Source organism: Vibrio sp. 704 (assembly GCF_033339295.1).
Genome location: NZ_JAWOUH010000025.1, coordinates 1 through 22,877, shown reverse-complemented (window position 1 = coordinate 22,877; position 22,877 = coordinate 1). Strand labels below are relative to the sequence as shown.

Here is a 22,877-nt window from a genome sequence, read left to right as displayed (position 1 = left end):
TAATACTTCCCCTACCACCTATTTAATTAGGCGATAAGCGTGTTCAAATTTATTTAAATTACATGCCTGCGTTTAAAGTAATAATGCCGACAATAATTGGACCCCATAGGGTAAGCAGTACATTAGCCACTGCATAAGTCACGGTGAATGAGAATACTGGCGTTGCGTTGCCTGTTTTTTCCATTAAAGCCGCGAATGCTGGGTTCGCACTTCGTCCACCTGTAACACAACCAAGTGCTTCAATTGGGTTCTTAATCTTCAATACAAAGTATGAGAAGAAGAACGAAATAAACTGAGGAATAATGGTCACAGCCATACCAAGGAACAACAGAGACATACCGTGTTCTTTGATTGTGTCGACTGCTTGAGGGCCTGCCTCTAGGCCAACAATGCCCACAAATGCTGCCAAACCGAAATCTCGAATGAAGTTCGCCGCACCTTCTGGGAATTGAGCAACGTGGGGATTGCGGCTACGCAACCAACCGACGATCAAACCTGAGATCAAACAACCAGCACCAGAACCGATGGTGACGGGAATGCCTGCAATCTTAAAGCTGATAAGACCAATCAATAGACCAAGCACCATACCCATGCCAAGCACAATGAAGTCCGTCATGGTTGCAGAGCCCATGCGTTGACCGATGTTTTTCTCAACGCGACTAATGTCTTTTGCTGTACCTGTAAGCTGGATGACATCGTTTTTCTTCACCACAAGATCCGGCGTCATTTCGATAGAGCTGCCTTCACGAATGTAATCCGTCACATAAATGCCGCGCATTGAACCTTGGTTCGAAGCCTCTTTGATCTCTTGCAGCGACTTACCAATCAGTTTGCGGTTGTCTGCGATCAGTTGACGGTTTTCTTCAATAACTTCATAGCCTTCTGGAAGTGCAATCTCGTTGTCAGCCAAACCATCTTGCAGCTGATGTACCGCATTACGACGACCAGTTACAACAATGACATCCCCTTCTTTCAGTGCTGTGAATTTGTCCACTTTTAGCACTTTGCCATCACGTTGAATCAATTCAATACAAGCAGCTAGAGCGTGTTGGTTTAACTGAGCTAGGGTTTTGCCTACTAGTCCGCCATCTTTGCTCACTTTAAATGCTCGTGTAACCAGCGCGGTTACTGCGTTGAATTCACCCGGCGCAAGATCGCGCTTACCATTTGAGTTTTTCTCTTCCAGAGCAATCGCTTCTGCTCGGATATCCCACTTCATCAGTGTTGGGAATACCCATGTCACCATAAGAATTGGACCAAGCGAACCAAAGATGTACGTAACTGCGTAGCCTACTGCGACGTTGGTCTGCATTAGGTGTTTCGCTTCTTCTGTCACACCACCAAGACGTGCGATCGCATCACCCGCTGTACCGATGATTGCCGATTGAGTCAAACCACCAGCTGCAAGACCTGCTGCCGTACCTCTGTCTAGATCAAACATCCAAGCTGCCGCTAACACACAAAGCAGACCTGAAACCGTCATAACCACGGCAGAAAGTAGAATGTTGATGGTTCTAAAGTTCAATGCTTTGAAGAACTGCGCACCACCTTGATACCCTACTGCGTAAATAAAGAGCGCAAAGAAAATGCTTTTTACGCCGGGATCAATATGAACACCAAATTGCCCAATAATTACACCCATTAATAATGTTCCGGCAACACCGCCAAGAACAAATCGACCAATGGTAATTTTACCAACCATATAACCGAGAGAGAGCGTAATAAAGAGAGCAACAAATGGTGCCATGTCAAAAAGGTTAGAAATAATTTCCATGACAATTTTACTCTTACTAATAAATATAAAACTCAAATAATCTAACGAATAATCTGTCACTCATATTTGTTGGATTATTTAATTTAAAAAGCATCTCGTTTGCTTCGAAGCGAATATTAGGAACAAAACCTCACAACTCGTAATCCCATTTGAAGGATGAAACCATCACTTCGCATATTCAAAAGCAAAAATCGATCAATAATTGTCGAAAATTTAATAACTTAGCGTTCTGCAATGAACACCAGATAAATCGCAAAATAATTTTATTTTTGTTTTCGCGCTTCAAAAAGCGGTTTGGTTGCATCATTCCCTCTATATAGCGCATAACACCTTTCGTTTGATGGATTAGATCCTCCAAAAGCGATTATCACGGATGCCATCATTTGCCTTATCTTTCCATTCATCAAGTTAATAGAGAAAAACACCATGAACTCAATGCCACATGAACTTGTGTGGGGCGAAGTTTACTTCCCACCCTTGTTGCTGGTTATTGCATTGGCTTACATGCTCACCATTTTGGTCGGAACCGTTGCTACAAAACTGGGACTCCACAAATACGTTGCATTTCCTGCACTCGCAGAGCTAAGCCTAATTGTGATTTTTACTGGCGTTATTGGTCGATTCATTACGATATTTTGAGGCAAATTCCGTGATAAAACGTTATCTCATCACACTGCTACTACTGTGTTCCGCTGGCACCGTGATTTTCAGCTACTACCAATCATACTCTGACAACCCTTGGACTAGAGATGGCCAAGTTAGCGCGCACATCGTTTCTATAACCCCCCGCGTAACAGGACAAATCATCCAAGTCTACGTTGAAGACAATTCGCAAGTGAAACAAGGCGATTTGCTGTTTGAGATTGACCCAAGCATCTATAAAGCGGCGTACCACAAAGCGCTAGCAGCTCAAAAGCAAGCCATTGCATTACTAGCGAAGGCCAAAAATGAAGAGCAGCGAGCACTTAAGTTAGAAAAGCGCACACCTGGCGCCGTACCTGTACTGACATTGAATAACCTAGACAATGCAGTGGAGACAGCCGTTGCCAACGTAGAACTCGCGAAAGCCAATGTTGAAGAAGCCAAGCTAAACCTTGATTACACAAAAGTTTATGCGCCAACGAATGGTTATATAACTAATTTGAACTTACGCGTCGGCTCTCAAGTCGTCGCTAACTCCCCAGTCGTGGCTTTGATTGATGAAGACAGCTTTTGGATCGAAGGATATTTCAAAGAAACGGATTTAGTTGGCGTTGATCCACAAGATAAAGCCTACGTGACCTTAATGATGCACAATGAAGCTGTGCTGGAAGGAAAAATCAAAAGCATTGGCTACGGCATTGCGAAGCAAGATGGTAGTACTGGTAACGATCTTTTGCCCAATGTGAACCCTAACTTTCAGTGGATACGCTTAGCTCAACGCATTCCAATTAAAGTTAAATTAGATCACTTACCGAAAGATTTTCAACTACGTGTTGGTATGACGGCCTCTATCAAAATCATCAAACAATAATGCGGTGGAATGTATGTTTAATGCCTCAACCAAAGAAGCAATCAAAGCTGCGCTGTCTATCGTTATCGCGATCTGCCTTGCCTTATGGTTTCAATGGGAGAAACCGTATTGGGCAGCGATCGCAGTCGCGGTAATGGCATTAAATGAAAGCTTCGCTCACTCAATAAACAAAGGTCATAATCGCTTATTAGGAACCCTCCTTGGCATCGGTTATGCCTTTTTCCTCATCACGACGTTTTCTCAAGATCGCTTTTTGTTTCTCACCTTCTTCACCTTGTTTTTAGGTGCGTGCATTTTTATGTCGAGCGACGAAAAGTATGGTTATGTGTTCTCTATCGGTTTTGCTGTGTGCTCCATCATCGCATGTATGGGAGGATTTGATAGTCAAGCAACGTTCCACTTCGCTGTTCTTCGCATGCAAGAGACGATTCTTGGTGTGATCACGTTTTCTGTTGTGTACCGATTAGTCTGGCCAGTCAGTACAGAACAAAACTTCATTCAACGTTTTGAGGCCAGCAGAGAGGCGATGCTTAACGCTATGAAATCGCCCAATGATATAGATATTGAAGCTCTTGAGACCAACACCGCCAACATAGAAAAGTTATTCCAACTGGTCGGCTTACCACTTACTGGCAGCTACCACTTGAAAGAACATCGTCAGCTATGGCGTGCGCGTTTAAATGAGATGGCACAAATCCAAGACCGATTGCTAGAACAAGCAGATAAATCGCAAAGTCGTGAGATCGATTGGCCAACGCTAACGCAGCAACTTCAAAGCTTTGATATTAAAAATCCAAGTACGTCGCTCATTGGTCACGTTGCTTATGTTATGCAAAGAGAGAAAAACACGGTTTGGCATCACGAGCATCGGACCTTCATCCAGCATTTGAATGAAGACGGCAGAAAGGTACTGCAAGGTGTCTCCATGTTCGTGACGTCGCTGTTGATCTGGATTTATCTTCCTGCGCCCGGAGGTTTCATTTTTCCGATGCTAGCAGGCGTGTTCTCTTCAATCGTTCCTACTATGCCACCAAGCATTATTAAAGATGCATTTTTTGGTGTGATAGGCACTGGCACGGTGATTCTATTGCAATACATTTTCCTAATGCCAATGATGACCGAGCTTTGGCAGCTTGGGCTATTCTACTTCATCAACATCATCGTGATTTGGAAGGTATTTTCCACACCAAAGCTGATGGTACACAGAATTCTAGGTATTAACTTATTGGTTGTCTTGACATCAGGAGCGCTCAATTTAACCCCAGCGTATCGAATTGAAACGCCCTTGCTGATGCTGGTAAACATTATGATTATTTTGATGATTGCCAAGTTGTTTACTGATCTGTTTCGTGTTCGCGTTACGGTCTAAGCGTCACCTCCGTTCTTGAAACTAAAGCCCTGCATTGCTTCTGCTCTGCGGGGCTGTTTGTTTGTGAGCTAGCCATTATTCCTCCGTAACCCATAAAGCGAGGATAGTATCCATCAAAAGCGATTAACGGTATTTCTCTTCACCTCATAAAATCCTCTCATTGATTCACGAAATGCAATCGAAAACTCTGCATTCACAACGTCAATCACAGCAAACACATCTATTTAACTGAACAAGAAGTTCAGTGACACATTAACTGTCTGAGTCTCGAAGGTTTGAGACTATTCAGAGTGGAAACTGTCATGAGTTTTTTTGAATTACGAGCCGGCAAGACGTCTTCTCTTACTGTGCTCGCGAGCGCACTAATGCTTACTACCCCCACTTTTGGCTTCGCCGCTGAAGAGACGACGACCTACAACGAAGTAATCGAGCAAGGCCGAGCACTGTTCGACAAATACGGTATCAGTCATGATTTACCAAAACTGGCCATCAGCTCTCTAGTTCAAGGCGAGCATTTGGTCGAGCATGCTCACCGAAGTGTTAAAATCGGTGATAGCGTTCGCGATTCGTCCGTCTACTTGGTCAAGAACACCGATAACAAAGGCAACATTGATCTGCGTATCAAGTACAACCCTGAACAACTCGATGAAAATGAAAAAGTACTTGATGAGATCGAAGCTTTCACACGAACAGAATACCGCCTTCGAAACTACGCGGAGAGTTTTGATCCGTCATCAGTAAGAGCCAAAGAGGATCAGAATGGTAATGTGATCATCAGTTTTAATTACTCAAAATACGGTCTTCCTCAAGATATCGCCTACTTTCGCTTTTTAAGCGTTGATATTGAGTTGGTTAATGGTGAACCGAAACGTATGGTCATTACCAACGATAAACCGTTCACACATCACAACTACCAAGTGGATTCTTACGATCAAGAGATCCTCTTCCAGAAGTTAACATCAGGCAAAATTGCGATTGCCAGTAAAAACACCAAGATAGTTGGTTCAAAGAAAAATAAACCCCTCGAAATGATGAGCAGCGTAAAACCGGTAGCGATTTATGAAGATAAGCTTGGCGTGCAAGTACTAGACGAAAAACGCTTGAATGAGGTCTCTGATCCACGCATGCAAGAAGCCAGTGTTAAGCTAGACCGCGTTTTTCCTTTAATGGGTGATATGGTTCGTCGTCAAGGTATCGATTTGCCTCTGCCGTTTGGTGTATCGCTAGCGTATCGAAATCAAGATATGAATATTCCATTTAATGATTTCACGATTGAAGGCATCGGCCTTAATGAATTGTTTGATCCAGAAGACAGTGTCGGCATCGTGAGTGCTGAGAGCATGACGCTTCGTGGCGATGTAAACATCCTGCCATTTTGGAATGTATTTGGTTACATCGGAAAAGTTAATGTCGATGCCAATGTTGATGCCGCCTACACGGGTGAAGGTGGCCAGTACATAAAAGATAAGCTGAACGATAAACTGCCAGGATTAGGTGATAAGTTTTGCGATGGTTTATCTGCACTTTGTAGTCGCGGACGCCTAGACGTGCCGCTGCATTTGGAATATGACCTTCGTGGTATAGGTACAACCCTTTCGGTTGGCTATAAAGAATTCTTTGCTTCTGTCACTGGTACCTATTCGCAAACTCGCTTAAAGGGCTTAGATGATTGGGGCGATGGTATTGTTACTGTACAGCCGATGTTGGGTTATCAACTTGTCGATTATCGCACGCAGTTCTTTGTCGGAGCAGAATATCAAGGACTGGACGCTCGAATGGACGGGCATGTAAAAAGTGGTGATATCGAATTCGATTACGACATTGGTGTAGATCTTAATCAATGGGCGTTTTTGACTGGTTTCAATAAGCAAATCGGCAAAAACTACAACCTGACCTTTCTCTATAACAAAGGGGAAACTCGAGAGTCAGTAACCTTAAATCTTGGTTACCGTTTCTAGCTCTCATAAAGAGCCCGCCCCTAGACTATGGTAGGACTGCATCCTACAAAGGCGATTACTGAAACTGTCGCCGATGTCCTACCATTTGAGCCATCAATACAACAAGCCATCCAACCATTCACGGATTAATGCCAAAGCGTCAGGACGTCGCTTGTTAGATGCCGTTTAACATTTTCGGTGTACGCACCAAATGACTTTTGGACATAACAATGACTTTACTCAATCGCTCAACTTTAGCCATTACCATCACTCTTGCCTTAGCAGCTTGCAGTGATGACTCTGGTAAACCTAGCGTTCCTAACGGCCCGAAGCCACTACAACCGTTACCGCCAGAGCAAATCGCTTTGGAAATTGGTGATGCGACCATTCAAGCGACCAAAGAGTCCCTTGTCATCACGCCTCTTGATGCGGATGAAAAACTGGCAGCGGTAGAGGCGTTCAAAGGTATCCAGTTTGCGCAAGCAGACCGCTTTCAGCACAGCATTGCGGTCCCACTTGAAGGCGATATTGATGCGACTCAGTTCGGTGATGCGTGTCCGCAATTAAAAACCACGACACAAACGCAATCAGAAAATTGTTTGAACCTAAACATTTGGCGACCTGCCGGGACAGAAGCGTACGCAGATTTGCCAGTTTATGTCTTTATTCACGGTGGAGACTTTGAATACGGCGCGGGCTCAGAACCGCTGATTCATGGTGATATGGTGGTTGCACAAGGTGCTGCCGATGGTAACCCGTTTATTGCAGTTACTTTTAACTATCGTTTGGGCTTGCTAGGCAGTGTTTGGATCGATGGTTTGGACAACCCTGAAGGCGGTAACTTTGGTCTAGGCGATCAAAAACACGCGCTTGAATGGGTTCAACAAAACATAGAGGCATTCGGCGGCAATCCGCAAAACGTGACACTCATGGGTCAAGGTGCGGGTGCCATGTCGGTGGGAATTTTACAGCAATCAAAAGGCGATGCTGCAATCGCAGGTGAGCACTTTCAACGTGCCATCATGCAAAGCAACCCTTACGGCTTTGAATATAAAAGTTACGATGTTGCCAAGAGCCAAAGACCAGAGAAAAGCGTTGAAGATCTTGCGTTACTACCACTTGAAGAGATCATGAAGGTACAAAGCGAGATGCTTGATCCTATTCAACGTCTTAAGAACTGGGTACTGACCGCCGTGAATATTCCGGTTATAAGCCCAACACGCGACAACAGCCCATTAGCTACATTGATGCCATTTGCGCCTTACATCGAGCATCGCCCACCAGCGTTTCTAGTGAAAGAAGTACCAGGCTATCACTTTACTGAGCAAGCCATTGAGAGTGAATGGATCGTACCAACGGTAATTGGCTCTAACAGCGCAGAAATCAATACTCTGGGCATGCTGCCGAGCCTGACATTTTTGATCCCAACTATCATTGAAATCTTGAGCCAAGAAGCACCAGAAATCATTGAAAGTGGTGACGAAACCTTAATCGTCGAATACATGGTTGAGTGGCTAGAATCGGAAACGAACTTAAACCGTTTACGCACCGAATATCGTTCATTACTCAGCGATTCAGCTTCAATTGAACTCGATCTTTCTGACTTATTGGAACTGCTGCCTAGCACCGCTTATGAGGCGATGACCAAGTTGTTCTTCGGTTTGGGGAACTCCGATTCAACCACGGAGTTACTTGCTCTGGCTGACTTCTTCCCTAACGATGAAAGCGAACTGAATGGCGCGGCCAAAAACATGCAGCAATTCAAAACCACGTTACATGACTTGCTCTTCACGGGTCCAAACCGTCATAAAGTTTCAACTGAAGAAGCAACAGGAGCAACGCCAAGCTTCTACTACTTTGACTACAAACCTGGATTCAACGTATGGACTTACAACACCAAAGGTGAAAATGGCGATCTCGACGTTGGTGATTTACTCAAAAGCATCAGTTGTATTGTGGGCGCTTGTAATGCATCGGAATTACCATTTGTGTTTAACAAGGCATTAAAGCTTGATGGTTCAAGTGTTCGCCCAGGTAGCAAAGACAAAGCGATGATGAACGAGCTCTCTCGTATGTGGTTTAGCGAACGTTTATTTGAGGACTTCCAATACAACAGAGCGACTGATCGAGTATTGCTGATCGATAACGATGGCGGTATTCAATCCACGCAAGACTGGGACAATGCTCATCACTCAGGCATCGATCCAAAACTGCGCCAAGGTCGCCTCAACGGTCTCGAGGAACTTGGGCTGATTCTGAGTCACATGTAACGTTATCTTCAGTCACTAAAAGCTCGTTACCAAATACCTAAAAGCCAGTTCGCTGGCTTTTTTCATCCTTATTCCTTGAACACAATTAGGAAGGTTTACTCATGTTTCCTAACACCCTTCGTGCTCTGCTACTCTTTATCTTTGGCGCACTATTGGTTGGCTGTGCCCAACCCTACCCTCAAGTTGAACCGGATTTTGAAGCCAATTGGCAAACTACTCAGCATCAATCCGAAGTTTACTTAATTCCTACCGCTCCGGAAGCCTTTGCTCGTCGCGTTGAGCTGGTTAGAAATGCTCAACAAAGCATCGATATGACTTACTTTTCTTGGGAGAGTGACACGCTTGGTTTGATACTACTCAATGAACTCAAGCAAGCAGCAGATCGAGGCGTGCAAGTTCGACTCACTCTCGATGATTTATTGGTTTTTAACGAGAAATGGCTGGCTGATCTCAGCGCTCACGACAACATTCAAATCCGTTTATTCAATCCGTTTGATTCACGTAAGTCAGGTTGGATTGGTCGCGCCGTCAACTTCTCTACTCATCAACAACGTTTGGACAATCGTCTGCACGAGAAGTACTTCAACGTCGACCATCAATGGATGATTCTAGGTGGACGTAACATTGGCGACAACTATTTTGGTTACAGCCGTAAAGCCAACTTCTTTGATATGGATGTCTTGTTCAAAGGCAGCATTATTCGAGCGTTCGACCAGAACTACCAACAACTTTGGGACAGCGAGCATGTCACGCCAATAGAAAACATCGTTAACGTTACCCCAAACTATTCCGCGTTTACTAAAGCGCTTAATAAAGGTGAGAAAGACAAAAGCATCATTCTGGCTGAAGTTGAAAAACAGGTTAAACACCTGACCAGTCCCGACTTCATCGCTGCGCAAGTCACCCCCGTTTTCGACTCATTAAACAAGTTAGAAAACAACAAACCCTACTTTAGAAAACGTGCAGAACACCAAGTTTGGCAACAAATAACCTCTGCATCCAAAGCAGTGATATCAACGCCTTATGTGGTACCAAGTGATGGTGAATTTGCCTTTATTGATACCTTGATGGAGCAAACAGCGGACATCACGTTAATGACGAACTCGTCTGCTTCTAATGATTCTGGCTTTATTCCGGCTTATTACGAGGAACATCGCCAAACCCTGTTGGATAAGGGCGTTCATATACTTGAGTACAAAAACCAAGCGAAAAATGATGACCATTACTTCCATGCGGATACTTATTATCACAACAAGACGGTGATACTCGATGATCGGCTGACTTATATCGGCTCATCAAACTTCGACCCAAGATCGGATTTCCTCAATGTGGAATTTGGTGTGTTGGTCCAAAGCAGAGCCTTTGCAGAACATGTCATGCACTACTTAACTCGACAACAAGATGAACTGTTTTGGCGAGTATCTCGAGATGGACAAGGCCACACTCAGTGGCAATCAATGAATGAAACCCATACTAAGAATCCAAACTATGGTGGATGGCATAACGCGCCTAACTGGATATTCAAGAAACTGAATGGTGAGTTCGAACTCTAAACAATCAAGGCTTAAAAAGGCTCTCTATCTGCAAGGATGAGAGCCTTTTTAATGCCCGCTAAAACTGCGTGCCTAGCGAAAAGTGAACGCGGAATTGGTCTCCTTGCGGAGCATCTAAACCGTAAGCAAAATCCACTTTGACGGGCACGTATTTTGAATTCCATATCAAACTCAACCCTGTACCACTTTTCCAATCCACCTTATCGTTGAAGGCATCACCGACATCATAGAATGCCCCAAGCCACAGTTGGCGGTAGACCTGATATTGATATTCCAGCCCAGCAGTAAACATGTAACGAGCACCTGTTAAATCACCATTTTCGTCTCTCGGAGAGATGGATTCATAACCATAACCCCGAAGATTGCCATCACCTCCCGCAAAGAAACGTAATGATGATGGGATATCGCTCAAAATGTCAGCGACATTAATACCGACATTGGAACGAAAGTGAAACTTGTGTTTTGCACTAATATCCCAAGACAACACACTGTTGCCTTCAATGCGCAGCAAACGAGAATCGGAGAAAAAATTGGGGTCTGAGTATTCCAATGAGTAGACGTGACGGTGCTTTACTTCTAATTGATCGTTCTTACGATCAAGCAGTGCAAATGTCACCCCCGGTAATAACAACTGTGATTCGTTATTCTCCGACGCTTGTTGATAACTTTCTTGCAAATAACGAACGTGCATGGTGCTTTGCCAATCACTGTCTAACTGCCAGTGCTTTTCAAACGATAAATCATTAGAAAAACTCGATGTATCTCGATAGTCGACATGCTTAGATTCAAACTGAATCCCGTAGTAATCCGTTAGAACATTTTGTGTGGGAATTTTGTAACCTAGTAATAGCGATTGTTCCGGTTTGGAAGCGTACGCTTGTGCCTCAAAACTGTGCCCACTTGCGTTATACCAAGGCTTGGTCCAGTTTAGCGAAGCGCGTAATCCCAAGTCTGTCGAATACCCACTACCGACTTGCACAATATTGCGTGAATTCGGCTCTGCGAGCACTTCTATCGGCACTTTATAGCCATCGGATACCTCCTCGAAATCCGCTTTCACAATCACACTGCGAAACCAATCAGTACTGGAGAGATCGGCCTGATATTGACTCAATTTCACAGTGTCAAAATCGTCGCCCCACTCAAATGTTCTCATCGCTTCTATTCGAGCCGTTTCGATACCCGACGTAAGGACAGACAGCTCTCCAAATTGGTAACGAAAACCACTAGAGAAATGCAGATTCACATGAGCTTGATTCAAACTTGGAATGACTTCCAACGACGATTCGATAAAACGTCCATCCAAGTAACCTTTTTGCTGAGCCAATGAAATCAAGTTTCGCTTTAGCGTATCGTACTCAGAATGAAGCAACGGCTGCCCTTGTTTAAGTTGAGCTTGATTAATTAGTTCGATGAAATCCTGATCGTTACAGGCCTCCCCCGACACGGCAAGGTTAGATTTTGCCACCAACATCACCTCCCCAGCGTCGACCTCAAGCGTGATGAGATCATTCTCGGATCTCTGAACTCTGAGCTCGGAATGATAGTAGCCATAAGGGTTTAATGCGTTATTAACCACCTGCGTTAGTCGATTTGAGGTAATGTTTGAAACAGAGAGTTTCGTTAGTGGTGTAAGGTGATTTTCAAGATTTTTCTCTAATCTTGGCGTTAGTCCTTTGATTTTAAATTGCGCTCCGAGTACATGATGTAAAGGGATAGAAGCTAAAACTGATATACCTATTATTTGTTTAATGAGAGGAGACACACCGCTACCTAGTTTAGCAATACACTCGACAAGGTTAATGATGGAATGACATATCAGTTAATCGCGTATGTAGGATTGCTCCCTACGAAATCCTCTCGAGAATTAACGTTTCACAAGTAGATTCTTTGAACAATAAGTGGGCTCAAGCTAGGAGGTGGCAAATCATGCGGTCTGAAATAGGTATACTGTTTGCCAAAAATACAAAACCCAACGCTAAATGGATCTCATCAAGCGTTGGGTTACATTGATAATGTGTTTTTTAATCTAAAAAGCGTCTGTTAGTAAAACTAGATCGAAGAACAGTTTCCTTTTTCTGCCATGTCGACTTTTAGTACTTCTGCTTTACCTTTGCTTTCGTCTACGAGTTCTACGCCCGCACCACCAACAAATACACCCATTTTAATGTATTGATTAACGAAATAATTACGGCCCTCTTCCGTTAAGATAGTTAAGTGATTTTCAGAAAACTCAGACTCTGTACTTACTTGATGTTCTTTATTGCCTTCGACCTCATGGTAGAAGAATACACCAGGAGCGGTTTCACCAATACATTCCCCATCGACGTAAACATACTTTTTAAGTGCTGCTCCGACAAAAGCATCTTCTCGGTAAATGTAAATCCCTGCGTTCCCCTTTTGAGGTGCTTCAAATGATTTCATTTGATTTGATACTGTCGAATCAACAGTAGGAACAGAAGCACAACCTGACAAACCCAAAAGGAATGCGGAACACAGAATTACTTTATTTTTCATGTTATTAACCTAGCTACGATAAAATCGCGCCAACCATACTATAAATAAATACGTTCACTTATTGGTATTTTTGAAATTTGTGATTCAACCTATGCAATAGCACTCATTTAACGTATGGATTGAGCAAACATTAGCCATATAATAATCACGAGAATAAAATGCCCTGTATCTAACGATCACTAAATGCCACTTTACTCGCTAGACTGATAAGTAGAATACCTGAAACACCTTCAAGAGTTCTTGAATAACGCTGAGAGTGTGGACGACTAAATACCCAATTACCCACAGAGGCGTACAAAACGTTACATGTCGTCGCAAGTACGCTGAACAGCAAGCCAAGTACTAATAATTGCATTGATGTTGAGCTTGCAGACGTATCAATAAATTGAGGCAGAAACGAGAGAAAGAATAGCGCTACTTTTGGATTCAAGACGCTGACGATAACCCCCTGAACAAACACATTTTTATTATTATCAACATTTTTGTTTTCAACGATTTTATTTTCTCCACGCCACATGGACAGTAATGACTGAACACCTAAATAAACTAGGTAAGCGGCCCCTAACCATTTAACAACGCTAAAAGCCAAAGATGAACTCAGAATTATTGCTGACAAACCTAAACATGCCGCAAGTGTATGAAAAAAGTAACCAACACCAAGCCCCAGAGCCGCTTTCAGCCCAGCAGATAATTTACCTTTCATTGTATTGGAAACAATATAAATTACATCAGGTCCAGGAATCATGTTGATAGCGAGACAAGCGACAACAAATAATAATAGTGAGTTTGAATCCATTCTTTTCTCCAAATTAACGTCTTGCGGGATAACATTTCATCGAACTACAAGTAATGCAACGTCCAGGTTTCAATTGGTTATATTTAGTATTAACAACACGTTACTAATACTACAGCACTGCACGAAGAGCACAATCATGAACAGTGATACGAATTAAATTATGGGCCTTTGTTAGCCCTTTGAATGATAATATTTAGCATCGTTTGGTTATAAGCTTTTTCCAGCCAGAAGCTCTTATGGAAGTTAACATATCGGCTACTTAGTATACTTAATAGACCGTCAAATCAGATAGATTATCTATTCTTATTTCTTCAAGCCTTTTGTGCTTCATTTTCCTGCCTCACTAAGCAGCAACTTAATACTTGCTACACCAAAAAATAACGCGAACACGCCTTCAAAAACTGCTTTGGATCTGAGATAGGTTTGTCTGACCTTTTTATGCGCGAAAAGAAAAGCATAGCCAAAGAAAACCAAAGCACTAACCAGCCCCACAACAAAAATGACCGACAACAATTCCAACGGACTGGCCGTAGGAGGAACCCCTATCGAATAAAGCGCACCGAAAAACAGAATAGCCTTTGGGTTAGTTAAGTGAATTAACACTCCGGTTAAGTAGTTACCCTTCTTTGTCGTTACGTATATTTTGGGTAACTTTAGCTGCTCGATGTTGCAGGCAGAATGTACGGACTTTAAAGCCAAATATAAAAGATAAAATGCCCCACAATATCTAAGAATTTCAAAAAGCCAAACATTGCTATAGAGTATGGTTGCGAGACCAAAAGCGGCTGAGGTTGACCAAAATAAAGACCCCGTTAAAACACCTGCAGCCAAATACCCACCAAAGCGTCGACCGTGGTTCATTGACGTGCCTGCTATCGCAAGAGTCGCAGGTCCGGGGCTAGCGATGGCAGCGATAGCTGATACGACAATCAGTGAATAATTTATCTCTTCCATTTTTACTCTAAGCCTCCAAATGGAGTTTTATCAATACTTATCGCGGAATACTCTATTGAACGTACATCAGAAGCGTAATACTGATTAAAACACCAAGTGTCACGAATCGAGTTGAGATTATTTGGTATTTTACTGCTCCAAAATAACATCAAATCCGCCATAAATGAGACGCTTTCCATCAAAGGGCATTGGGTTATTGTCTGGACTCATTCGAGGATCACCCATGATCCGCAGCCACCCTGAGTCTCGAACTTCTTTTGAAGGCCAGACTACCCACGAAAACACAACGGTTTCGTTGCTTTCAGCGTTAACTGCCATGGGAAATGGTGTGATCTCACCATCTGGTACTTCACTCCCCCACGTCTCAACAACCTTTAAGGCCCCAAACTCCCTGAACATTTCTGCTGCTATTTTTGCGTGTGCGATATACTTTTCTTTATTCGCTGTCGGCACTGCAGCGACAAACCCATCAATGTATGACATAAGTAAACTCCTTTCATTGGAGTTATAACCATAGCTCAATAAAAAGAATGCACATGATGCCAAACCATAGAAGCAGGTACGTAATACAGCTTGAGAGCTACATTCCTAGCTTGGACTTTATATGCATATTTGAAAGGTATGTGTTTGGATCAAGCTTGGTTAGCATATTTATAATCTCCAAAACACTCGAATACTCAATACGTTCCTCTTCAGCATGCCCGATCCCACCTATTGTAAAGTGAGTAAAGCGGTAATCACGATAAACGTTTTGCAGCTGGCTAGAAATATCTTTGAGTAATCTTTTACTGAGGGTGAATGCAGGGTATTCACTACTTTCTGAAAGCTCGGCTGTAGATCCAATAGATACAATATTGCATTTATCGTTAAGTGAACCTAAAGCGTTAAGTTCATTGACTAGATTAAGAAACCCAATCGGGCCAACATTCATAAACTCAATCAGTTCGTTTGTTGTCAATTCTGAAGACTCTCCCCACATGGACGCCAAATAAACTATGATGTCAAACTCTACACCTTTGAAGCACGTGTAATCTGGTTTTTTATCGGGATCAACGTCAATACAAACAGAAACTACTCCATCCTCAACTAGCTTTGATCTAGAAATCGTATAAATTTCTGTACCCTGTAAGTTCGTAGCCAAGAACCTTCCTAGCCCCTTACTACCTCCAACAATTAAAATCTGCATAACCCCGTTCCTTCGTTAAGGTTGTCTTTCATATTATCCGCCAAACTGTGCATTAGGCATCACTTTAACGTTTCTGTTGTTTGCTTCTAGCCCTACTTAGTTCTATCTTCAATTTCATCGAATGGTTCAACTGAAATACGCTCTGCAATTTCACTCATCTTCTTCATTTTTTCTGGGTTACTAGTTCCCCAAAACCGCTCCCAGTCTTCACGTGTTCGCCACTTGGCAATAGTTAAAACCTTTTCCGGTACATCGTAAGAACGAAGCATAAAACTACCAAGCGCCCCATCTACTGACTGATGAATTGAATCTGTCGTCGAACGCCATATATTTTGAAACTCATCCATTTTTTCACTTGGCACACGCCATTCATACACAACTCTAAACATAACACTTCCATTAAAATTTCTAGATTTAATACGGCAAAGTATCAAGAACACTAAGCCAGGTTAATAGATGAATAAAGCAACATAGCAGAGCGTAGAGCAACCTAAAAAACAAAGCGTAAACGCTCTAAATCACTCCGATTCGATTAGTCATGCACACATTCAAAGATTTCGTATTGACGTTTAACATTGGCTGTTACTTTTCCCCAATGTGAGGCTTGAACTCTTTCCTGATGTTGCTTAAAAGAGGCTTTGTCGACGAACTCCTCATAGACATCAAAACGAAAAGGATTAGTCGAGCTTTGAGTCACAAGAAAAGTAAGGCAGCCCGGCTCTTCTAACGTGAGCCTTTTGTGAATTATTAACTCATGTTTTACTAATTCTAGATCCTTTTCCGGAACTAAAATAAAGCCTTTCAATGTAACTTTCGACATATCATCCTCCCGCCCCTATCGTGTAGCGTTTTGTTAAGAAGTAGCCAACACGCCCTCAATCTCAACCATCATATCTCAAATGTGAATCTCACCATGAATTAAATGCCACGTGTTAGGAATCTATTTCTAATGCCCTATCGACCTACGAGCATAAGGTTATCTCTACCCTTTCTTTGTCTTTACCGATGTTCTTGCGTTTTAATTGAATTTGGCCGACTTCTGATGTGCGCTTTAAGTGAGTGCCACCGCAAGGCACTTGCGCAAACCCATCCACTCTCCAATACCTTCTTTCACTCTCTTGATTGGAAAAGTCACTAATAATAACTGAATCAGAGTTAATCAAAGCTTGCACATCAGTTTCAATTTCTTTCAATAGCGGGCCAATACTTTCAGACCACTCAAAATCTATGCGACTCTTATTTTCAGAAATATGCGCACCTATCTTAACAATGCCTTCCCGACGCTGATAAAACATCTCAAGCACCACTTCAGCCGCAAAGTGTAGCTTCATTAAGGCGTATCTACGCTTCCAATCAATATTCGTAGTTACAATGTCACCAAGAGTAAAATTTGGAGAGGATTCCAATGTGTAAATAAGTCGAACACCTAGCTTTTGAGCAATCAAAACCGGAATACCATTAATCGTTCCTTTATCACTCTCTTGGCCTCCAGACTCTGCAAAGAAGATAGTCTGGTCCAATTCAACCTTATTTCCGTCTACATTGGTCACTCTTGAGTTAAGTTCTGTTTGGTAGGGATTAACCCAAAATAATTTCTCGCTCATGCTGCTATCCTTGCAGTAAGTCCTATCCTTGATAGTACATTCAGTGACCACCAAGTCAATTCAAGAAACCTCACCGTCAAATGTAAGGCTGTGTATAGAGCACGAGCAGGCTAGACCTATTAGATGCGTTTAAGGCCGGATACTAAACGCTGTCTAGGGGTTTAGCTAACAACCCGTAAATTGCGGAATCTGAGACTACTCCATTCACTTCCCAACGCTGCCTTAGGAAACCTTCCTTTATAAAACCTAACCGTTCCAAGACTTTACCTGAAGAAGTATTGTCTGGATCTATCTCAGCCTCGATTCGACGTAGATTCAGTGTTTTGAATGCGTGTTCGATTAATGCAGTTCCCGCCTCTAATACCATGCCTTTACCCCAGAAATGACGACTAACGCCAAAGCCAATTTCTGCGCGCCTAGACTCTTTCACGTGATTAAACAGCATTATCTTACCCAGAAGTTGGCCATTGCTCTTTAGGAAGATGCCTAGTGTCACTTCTGTATTGCTATTCATGGCCTGTGTACTCTTGGCTATAAATGTCCGCGCTTCTTCAATTGAAACCCAAGGGCCAGAGTTCCAATATTTCATGACCTCATGGTCTGAGAAGATGTCAAACAATTCGCTTGCATCATCTTCAACTAGCTCTCTTAGAATTAATCGTTCCGTTTCAATCTTTGTTACTAACATTTTGGGGTCAGCCTTTTGGTTTGTTATTGGTGACGAAAATCCAATAAAAGTGTGAGACACGTAATACAAATGATTTCGTATGAGACTTTTAAACAAGCTCAACGCACGACAAAAGCGCCACGTGTAACGACTCTATATTGAAGCAAATTTTAGACATTCAAGTGCGTCAACAAGTAACCGTTGAACGCATCAAAGCTTGGGGTGAGTTGATCACAAGTCCTAAACTCAGGCTCAAAATAGTCCATATACTTTATTATCACTTAGTGACGATTTCCTTCAGTACTCTGGCTGGGTTGCCACCAACAACGACATTGTCTCTAAAACTCTTTGTAACGACTGCGCCAGAGGCTACCACCACGTTGTTCCCAAGTGTTACGCCAGGGTTGATTACGGCATGGCCACCTATCCAACAATTGTCACCAATGTTTATGGGCTTTGCTAGCTCTAAACCACTGTTCCTCTCGATAGGATCTAAGGGATGAGTCGCAGTATAAATGCCAACTTGAGGCCCAAGTAAACAGTTATCACCAAACTTAACTTCCGCAACATCCAAAATCACACAACCAAAATTAGCGTAAAAATTATCTCCAACGTGAATGTTGGATCCGTAGTCGCAATTGAAAGAAGATTCAACATGAATATCGTCCCCTGTTGTGCCGAACAAGCGCTTAGTTATTTGAACTCGCTTTTGTTTATGCTCAACAGACGTGGCATTCAATTTTTCAGTTAGTAACCTAGCGCTCAACCTTAACTTTAATAACTCTTCATCACTTGGGTCATAAAGCTCACCTGCTAACATTTTCTCTTTTTCTGACATAAAACTTGGACTCCAATACCAATTTTCTTACAACGCTACATTAAGTATGTGAGTAACGCTACCTCCTAAGCGAGGCTGTTCCACCACGAAAACAAAGCCCGACTTGAACGCAAGTCCTCAGCGCTATCAATTTTTTCAACAAACTAGTGCACTACCACCACCGTTCTCACCAACTTATCACCGAGCCGTTGCCTCTTTTTACCAAGAATGAAAATTGAGTCAATAAAACCTAAGAATGGAGTAATAACATTTCGAAAGAGCGACTGAAAAATATTGCACTTTTTACCCGTTCTTGCACTGATAACTGCAATGCCCAAAAGTTTTTTACCCACACTTTGACCATTTGGTAAACAATCAGAAAAAAGGTAATACGATACAGTCGCAGTTACTGCTATAGCGCGCACAAGCTCTTTTTCAATACCGATTTCTAAGCCGCCCCATAAAACGAGAGTAAAAATGCTAAAACTGACAAAAAGATCAATCATTTGTCCAACACACCTAACTCCCGGACTAGCCAAAACGTAATTTTCTAGAGTAAATTTTCCTGCATTTTTCATTTTAAAATTTGGACTAACAATTGTTTATTTGTGAACTAACGCTATTGAGACAGTAACATCCCCACTAAACCTAATCCATACTTCCGCATAGTACGGTCGAACCTGATTTTTCTATCTTTTCAATATATTACCACGCTCGTTCTAAAGGCTAGATTGGTAATATTTCAACATCTCTTCTTGATTAAGCGCTTTACTTTCTAACTTTTGTTGATCTTTAAAGATTTGAGCTAATGAAGGGAGAATTGAGCGATTTACTTTATAGTCATCAGACCAAAGTTTCCCTCTCATCACCGCTTTCGCACAATGAAAGTACATACTCTCTATGACTATTTTGATAACAACCTTAGGATCTTTACTTCCATCGGGGCAAGCAGATATCAAGTTGGAGTCGGTGTGAATACTTGCGATTCCTTTAATACGGAGCACTTCATCAATACCATTTACCATCAATAACAACCCTACCTTGGGGTTACTAATGATATTTTTTAGACTATCTATACGATTGTTCCCCGAGCTATCAGGGAGCAATAATGTTGATTCATCTAAAACTTTTACGAAGCCAGGCTCTCCTCCTTTAGGAGAAAGATCGATATACCCTTGTGAATCAACGGTACTTAGAACTGCAAAATGGCAATTATTAATTAATGTAATCGCATGAACATCCAGCACAGGCAGCGCTTTATTTTTAGCTCTCGCACTTGGCTCTGCGTAAATTTCTTTTAACTGCTCTATTGTTTTAACTTCACTCATTCAATGTTATTCCTTCACTATCGTATAATGCTTTGCTTGTAAGCAAGCAGTAACTCTGACTTCTTGTATAGGCACTAGACATAACTCATCGTAAAAATACTACGAGTACAAATGTTCTCTTTAATGCCTTGTTATCTAAAGATTTAAAGTTTTTCACTAAACTCTCCACACTGCTTACACTTATAGCCATGCTTGTAAAAAAACAGTGGAAAACCCAGTAAAATAAAAACTAAGAAAGCTGGGCGTTTACCTTTTGTAAATGCAAATAGATCTTTACTACCACATTTAGGGCAAACGTCTTTTTCTTCATCAACGTCAACTTCATTTCCCAATGATTCTGAGAAATCGCTACTAAGTATTTGTTTCGCATCTTCTGCATCACTTTCGTCCACCATCAGACGGACGCCGCCAATTGCATTTGAATAAAGCCACTGAGTATTTACCGTGTGCTCGTCAGCGATGTAACTTTCTATTCCGACACTATCTAGGCTTGCTCTCGCAATATGAGCTTCATGAGGAAAAGAAAACCTTGCTACTACAATCACATATTACTCCTGTGGGAAAACGCGCTCGTAAGGCATAAGCAACGCTAATTGGAAATGCCACGTGTAGTATTTCTTTTTGAACAATTTATTAGCCCACTACAGACTAATACATATACCCTAACCAATCTATATGACCAACAGCCCAAGTTTTACCGCTGATAGGTTTAACATATAAATCATCTAGTTGCTCTACAGCGACACCGTAATTTTTATGTTCGTGAACTCGCAACCAAGAACTTAGAGAGTTAAGGCGCATATAACCATTAGCCACATAAAAACGCTCCAAATCGGAGACTAAAATGATGAAGTCGACATCTTTAGTGGACGCATACTCGCTGAGTTGAGACAACATTGTTGTGCCAATACCTTGTCTTTGAACTTTGCTCTCGACACAAAAGTCACTCACACCTAATACTTTATAAATTTCATCACCAACGCGAACAACTCTGTAGTCTAATCCCATGTAACCAACTAACTGATCACCTTCGTAATTCAGAACTCTCATATGCGGGAGTTGCTTATAGTAAGAGCGAGTAACTTGGTGTTCAGGAAACGACTTGTTTCTAAGAGCTTCAATTGCATTATGCTGCGCTTTAGATAATTCGATTTCTGGGTAAATATCCATATTTGACCTTTGAGTATTAATGACCTTTTGGTTACGATCCCTGTCGTTGAGTTTAACTCCGAGCGTGTCCTAACCTTGTGGGACATTGACAAATAACATAGAGTTTCTCAAAACACTACTTACAACATTTTTACTGCAAACCAATCGAAGTTGCTTAAGAACAAACACTACTTCATAGCAATGCCTACGGACCAAGCATTTGCAGCTTCTTACCCACACCCTATTCCGCCATCTGGAATTATTTTAATTACACAACGTGGGTACTCAATGTTGGTAAAAGCATTTACCGATGATTTTTCATGGCAAGTCCAAGAACAATTGGTAGATGCATATTTCGAAGCACAGAGAGTACTATCATCGGCGGAGCAACTATTAAACCAAGCTAATTTGCTAGTTCAACATGACCAACGAATTAACAACTTAGAAAAGGCTCAGTTAAATACACAAGCTCACATTTCTAGAACAAATGCCGAAGTTACAAAAGCCAATCAAAAAGCCGACGATGCATTTAAAGCGGCAAATGCTGCATTAGAGCATAAATTTGGAGATAAGGATTACTACACAGTTATCGCTTATTGTAACTCTAAAAATATCCCAATCATTCTGACCTTAGCAAAAGCTAAAGGTTTGGAAGCTAGAGCTTACACCCAAAAAATTGGAGGTAAGATCAATAAAGTTCCTGATGAACGTTGGGGACAAGTAAATGCGTATCATATTGCAGTTTTAGACCACGTTTTTAAACAGTGATTTATATCGGGAGTCCTCTGCTGAGGGCTCCAATTCCCCGTAATAAGGCTAACGCCCAGCTAAGGGGTGAGCAACGCAATACAAAAGCCGCCGCAAGCCGCCTTAATCACTAAAATCAACGCATGGTGAAAATGACACGCGTTGCGAATCCCTCTTGAACAGTTTGTTATGTGCGTACTTACGTTATGCACCAAACTGTTTTATACGCTTAGCGCCAATAAAAACTGATACTTACTTTGTTGAAGTAAGTCTAAATGGCGCTCAAACATGGGTACGCCATTGGATAAAGAAAGGGGGTAGACGAGTCCATTACCGACATACACCCCAACGTGTGCTCCGTATGAGTCAGTAGAGTCGTTGTACATCATGATATCTAGCGGCTTAAACTCAGTGACCACCTCACTCATCCCACCATTCACTAGAACGGTAGTTAGGTGGATTTAGACCGAAGTCTCTGAGCAGGTTATAAGCAAAGACCTGACAGTTAGCTCCAAGCGTTAAGTCTGAATCATCTTTGTAACCCGGAATGCGGGATGAAACGTATCTTACATTTTTGAATCTGTCGGGAATATCCATTTCCATTTTCTCCCAAAGCACATAACGCCGCATTAAGGTGTGAGCGGCGCTTGGCTATACTTGAGCGAAGCGAAACTGCCAAGCGTTGCGAATCACTCT

General features: G+C 42.2%; 24 protein-coding genes. 7 read left to right on the top strand and 17 right to left on the bottom strand.

Annotated features, from left to right (window positions below):
- Positions 1–58 precede the first annotated feature (58 nt).
- Positions 59–1,774, bottom strand: a complete 1,716-nt coding sequence (gene aspT, locus R7R24_RS21875; protein ID WP_064368470.1) for an aspartate-alanine antiporter — start codon at positions 1,772–1,774, stop codon at positions 59–61.
- A gap of 426 nt (positions 1,775–2,200) precedes the next feature.
- Here aspT and R7R24_RS21870 point away from each other — a divergent pair, with 426 nt between their 5' ends.
- The 6 genes from R7R24_RS21870 (at position 2,201) to R7R24_RS21845 (ending at position 10,416) form a co-directional block, all read left to right on the top strand.
- Positions 2,201–2,413 carry a DUF1656 domain-containing protein gene (locus R7R24_RS21870; protein ID WP_005377106.1) on the top strand — a complete coding sequence of 71 codons (213 nt, stop codon included), beginning with the start codon at positions 2,201–2,203 and terminating at the stop codon, positions 2,411–2,413.
- Positions 2,414–2,423: 10 nt separating this feature from the next.
- Positions 2,424–3,287 (top strand): HlyD family secretion protein, encoded by an 864-nt coding sequence (locus R7R24_RS21865; protein WP_005377105.1) that lies wholly within the window; start codon positions 2,424–2,426, stop codon positions 3,285–3,287.
- Positions 3,288–3,300: 13 nt separating this feature from the next.
- A complete protein-coding gene (locus R7R24_RS21860; RefSeq protein ID WP_191116351.1) occupies positions 3,301–4,656 on the top strand; it encodes an FUSC family protein in 1,356 nt (451 codons plus the stop codon).
- A gap of 302 nt (positions 4,657–4,958) precedes the next feature.
- Positions 4,959–6,614 carry a hypothetical protein gene (locus tag R7R24_RS21855; RefSeq protein ID WP_017821369.1) on the top strand — a complete coding sequence of 552 codons (1,656 nt, stop codon included), beginning with the start codon at positions 4,959–4,961 and terminating at the stop codon, positions 6,612–6,614.
- Positions 6,615–6,823: 209 nt separating this feature from the next.
- Positions 6,824–8,863, top strand: a complete 2,040-nt coding sequence (locus R7R24_RS21850; protein ID WP_206947087.1) for a carboxylesterase family protein — start codon at positions 6,824–6,826, stop codon at positions 8,861–8,863.
- A gap of 101 nt (positions 8,864–8,964) precedes the next feature.
- Complete coding sequence (locus R7R24_RS21845; RefSeq protein WP_054579572.1) at positions 8,965–10,416, top strand: phospholipase D family protein; 1,452 nt, start codon at positions 8,965–8,967, stop codon at positions 10,414–10,416.
- A 58-nt stretch (positions 10,417–10,474) separates the two neighbouring features.
- On the opposite strand, the gene R7R24_RS21840 is transcribed toward R7R24_RS21845, so the two are convergent.
- The 15 genes from R7R24_RS21840 to R7R24_RS21770 form a co-directional block, all read right to left on the bottom strand.
- Positions 10,475–12,181: an autotransporter assembly complex protein TamA gene (locus tag R7R24_RS21840; RefSeq protein WP_054579573.1), complete on the bottom strand. Its 1,707-nt coding sequence runs from the start codon at positions 12,179–12,181 to the stop codon at positions 10,475–10,477.
- A 287-nt stretch (positions 12,182–12,468) separates the two neighbouring features.
- Entirely contained in the window at positions 12,469–12,933 is a 465-nt protein-coding gene (locus R7R24_RS21835; RefSeq protein WP_005377099.1) for a DUF2846 domain-containing protein, read from the bottom strand.
- Between the two features lie 169 nt (positions 12,934–13,102).
- Positions 13,103–13,729 (bottom strand): LysE family translocator, encoded by a 627-nt coding sequence (locus R7R24_RS21830; RefSeq protein ID WP_006741500.1) that lies wholly within the window; start codon positions 13,727–13,729, stop codon positions 13,103–13,105.
- 327 nt (positions 13,730–14,056) lie between these two features.
- Positions 14,057–14,683, bottom strand: a complete 627-nt coding sequence (locus tag R7R24_RS21825; protein ID WP_054579574.1) for a LysE family translocator — start codon at positions 14,681–14,683, stop codon at positions 14,057–14,059.
- A gap of 129 nt (positions 14,684–14,812) precedes the next feature.
- Positions 14,813–15,166: a DUF1428 domain-containing protein gene (locus tag R7R24_RS21820; protein WP_318119618.1), complete on the bottom strand. Its 354-nt coding sequence runs from the start codon at positions 15,164–15,166 to the stop codon at positions 14,813–14,815.
- Positions 15,167–15,263: 97 nt separating this feature from the next.
- Complete coding sequence (locus R7R24_RS21815; RefSeq protein ID WP_053350312.1) at positions 15,264–15,869, bottom strand: hypothetical protein; 606 nt, start codon at positions 15,867–15,869, stop codon at positions 15,264–15,266.
- Positions 15,870–15,961: 92 nt separating this feature from the next.
- The gene (locus R7R24_RS21810; RefSeq protein ID WP_025768092.1) at positions 15,962–16,258 is read right to left on the bottom strand and encodes an antibiotic biosynthesis monooxygenase family protein; all 297 of its coding nucleotides are present in this window, start codon (positions 16,256–16,258) and stop codon (positions 15,962–15,964) included.
- 143 nt (positions 16,259–16,401) lie between these two features.
- Positions 16,402–16,689 carry a putative quinol monooxygenase gene (locus R7R24_RS21805; RefSeq protein ID WP_042523844.1) on the bottom strand — a complete coding sequence of 96 codons (288 nt, stop codon included), beginning with the start codon at positions 16,687–16,689 and terminating at the stop codon, positions 16,402–16,404.
- Positions 16,690–16,831: 142 nt separating this feature from the next.
- Positions 16,832–17,473, bottom strand: a complete 642-nt coding sequence (locus tag R7R24_RS21800) for an alanine--tRNA ligase-related protein (RefSeq protein WP_213883905.1) — start codon at positions 17,471–17,473, stop codon at positions 16,832–16,834.
- A gap of 142 nt (positions 17,474–17,615) precedes the next feature.
- Positions 17,616–18,161, bottom strand: coding sequence for a GNAT family N-acetyltransferase (locus R7R24_RS21795; protein ID WP_054579576.1), 546 nt, complete (start codon positions 18,159–18,161; stop codon positions 17,616–17,618).
- 256 nt (positions 18,162–18,417) lie between these two features.
- A complete protein-coding gene (locus R7R24_RS21790; protein WP_005377080.1) occupies positions 18,418–18,978 on the bottom strand; it encodes a sugar O-acetyltransferase in 561 nt (186 codons plus the stop codon).
- Positions 18,979–19,121: 143 nt separating this feature from the next.
- A complete protein-coding gene (locus tag R7R24_RS21785; RefSeq protein ID WP_054579577.1) occupies positions 19,122–19,535 on the bottom strand; it encodes an RDD family protein in 414 nt (137 codons plus the stop codon).
- Between the two features lie 141 nt (positions 19,536–19,676).
- Positions 19,677–20,285 (bottom strand): pyridoxamine 5'-phosphate oxidase family protein, encoded by a 609-nt coding sequence (locus tag R7R24_RS21780; RefSeq protein WP_054579578.1) that lies wholly within the window; start codon positions 20,283–20,285, stop codon positions 19,677–19,679.
- 143 nt (positions 20,286–20,428) lie between these two features.
- Positions 20,429–20,830: a DUF2007 domain-containing protein gene (locus R7R24_RS21775; protein ID WP_054579579.1), complete on the bottom strand. Its 402-nt coding sequence runs from the start codon at positions 20,828–20,830 to the stop codon at positions 20,429–20,431.
- Between the two features lie 103 nt (positions 20,831–20,933).
- A complete protein-coding gene (locus R7R24_RS21770; RefSeq protein WP_054579580.1) occupies positions 20,934–21,455 on the bottom strand; it encodes a GNAT family N-acetyltransferase in 522 nt (173 codons plus the stop codon).
- Positions 21,456–21,722: 267 nt separating this feature from the next.
- Between R7R24_RS21770 and R7R24_RS21765 the strand changes: the two genes are divergently transcribed.
- The gene (locus R7R24_RS21765; protein ID WP_224721374.1) at positions 21,723–22,202 is read left to right on the top strand and encodes a hypothetical protein; all 480 of its coding nucleotides are present in this window, start codon (positions 21,723–21,725) and stop codon (positions 22,200–22,202) included.
- A 200-nt stretch (positions 22,203–22,402) separates the two neighbouring features.
- Here R7R24_RS21765 and R7R24_RS21760 read toward each other — a convergent pair whose 3' ends face one another.
- Positions 22,403–22,609: a hypothetical protein gene (locus tag R7R24_RS21760; protein WP_005377069.1), complete on the bottom strand. Its 207-nt coding sequence runs from the start codon at positions 22,607–22,609 to the stop codon at positions 22,403–22,405.
- Between the last annotated feature and the right edge of the window lie 268 nt (positions 22,610–22,877).

Excerpts from the sequence above, each read along its gene's own strand:
- aspT (WP_064368470.1), bottom strand. The coding sequence starts at position 1,774 with ATGGAAATTATTTCTAACCTTTTTGACATGGCACCATTTGTTGCTCTC.
- R7R24_RS21870 (WP_005377106.1), top strand. The coding sequence starts at position 2,201 with ATGAACTCAATGCCACATGAACTTGTGTGGGGCGAAGTTTACTTCCCA.
- R7R24_RS21860 (WP_191116351.1), top strand. The coding sequence starts at position 3,301 with ATGTTTAATGCCTCAACCAAAGAAGCAATCAAAGCTGCGCTGTCTATC.
- R7R24_RS21855 (WP_017821369.1), top strand. The coding sequence starts at position 4,959 with ATGAGTTTTTTTGAATTACGAGCCGGCAAGACGTCTTCTCTTACTGTG.
- R7R24_RS21850 (WP_206947087.1), top strand. The coding sequence starts at position 6,824 with ATGACTTTACTCAATCGCTCAACTTTAGCCATTACCATCACTCTTGCC.
- R7R24_RS21845 (WP_054579572.1), top strand. The coding sequence starts at position 8,965 with ATGTTTCCTAACACCCTTCGTGCTCTGCTACTCTTTATCTTTGGCGCA.
- R7R24_RS21835 (WP_005377099.1), bottom strand. The coding sequence starts at position 12,933 with ATGAAAAATAAAGTAATTCTGTGTTCCGCATTCCTTTTGGGTTTGTCA.
- R7R24_RS21830 (WP_006741500.1), bottom strand. The coding sequence starts at position 13,729 with ATGGATTCAAACTCACTATTATTATTTGTTGTCGCTTGTCTCGCTATC.
- R7R24_RS21825 (WP_054579574.1), bottom strand. The coding sequence starts at position 14,683 with ATGGAAGAGATAAATTATTCACTGATTGTCGTATCAGCTATCGCTGCC.
- R7R24_RS21820 (WP_318119618.1), bottom strand. The coding sequence starts at position 15,166 with ATGTCATACATTGATGGGTTTGTCGCTGCAGTGCCGACAGCGAATAAA.
- R7R24_RS21815 (WP_053350312.1), bottom strand. The coding sequence starts at position 15,869 with ATGCAGATTTTAATTGTTGGAGGTAGTAAGGGGCTAGGAAGGTTCTTG.
- R7R24_RS21810 (WP_025768092.1), bottom strand. The coding sequence starts at position 16,258 with ATGTTTAGAGTTGTGTATGAATGGCGTGTGCCAAGTGAAAAAATGGAT.
- R7R24_RS21805 (WP_042523844.1), bottom strand. The coding sequence starts at position 16,689 with ATGTCGAAAGTTACATTGAAAGGCTTTATTTTAGTTCCGGAAAAGGAT.
- R7R24_RS21800 (WP_213883905.1), bottom strand. The coding sequence starts at position 17,473 with ATGAGCGAGAAATTATTTTGGGTTAATCCCTACCAAACAGAACTTAAC.
- R7R24_RS21795 (WP_054579576.1), bottom strand. The coding sequence starts at position 18,161 with ATGTTAGTAACAAAGATTGAAACGGAACGATTAATTCTAAGAGAGCTA.
- R7R24_RS21790 (WP_005377080.1), bottom strand. The coding sequence starts at position 18,978 with ATGTCAGAAAAAGAGAAAATGTTAGCAGGTGAGCTTTATGACCCAAGT.
- R7R24_RS21785 (WP_054579577.1), bottom strand. The coding sequence starts at position 19,535 with ATGAAAAATGCAGGAAAATTTACTCTAGAAAATTACGTTTTGGCTAGT.
- R7R24_RS21780 (WP_054579578.1), bottom strand. The coding sequence starts at position 20,285 with ATGAGTGAAGTTAAAACAATAGAGCAGTTAAAAGAAATTTACGCAGAG.
- R7R24_RS21770 (WP_054579580.1), bottom strand. The coding sequence starts at position 21,455 with ATGGATATTTACCCAGAAATCGAATTATCTAAAGCGCAGCATAATGCA.
- R7R24_RS21765 (WP_224721374.1), top strand. The coding sequence starts at position 21,723 with ATGTTGGTAAAAGCATTTACCGATGATTTTTCATGGCAAGTCCAAGAA.
- R7R24_RS21760 (WP_005377069.1), bottom strand. The coding sequence starts at position 22,609 with ATGAGTGAGGTGGTCACTGAGTTTAAGCCGCTAGATATCATGATGTAC.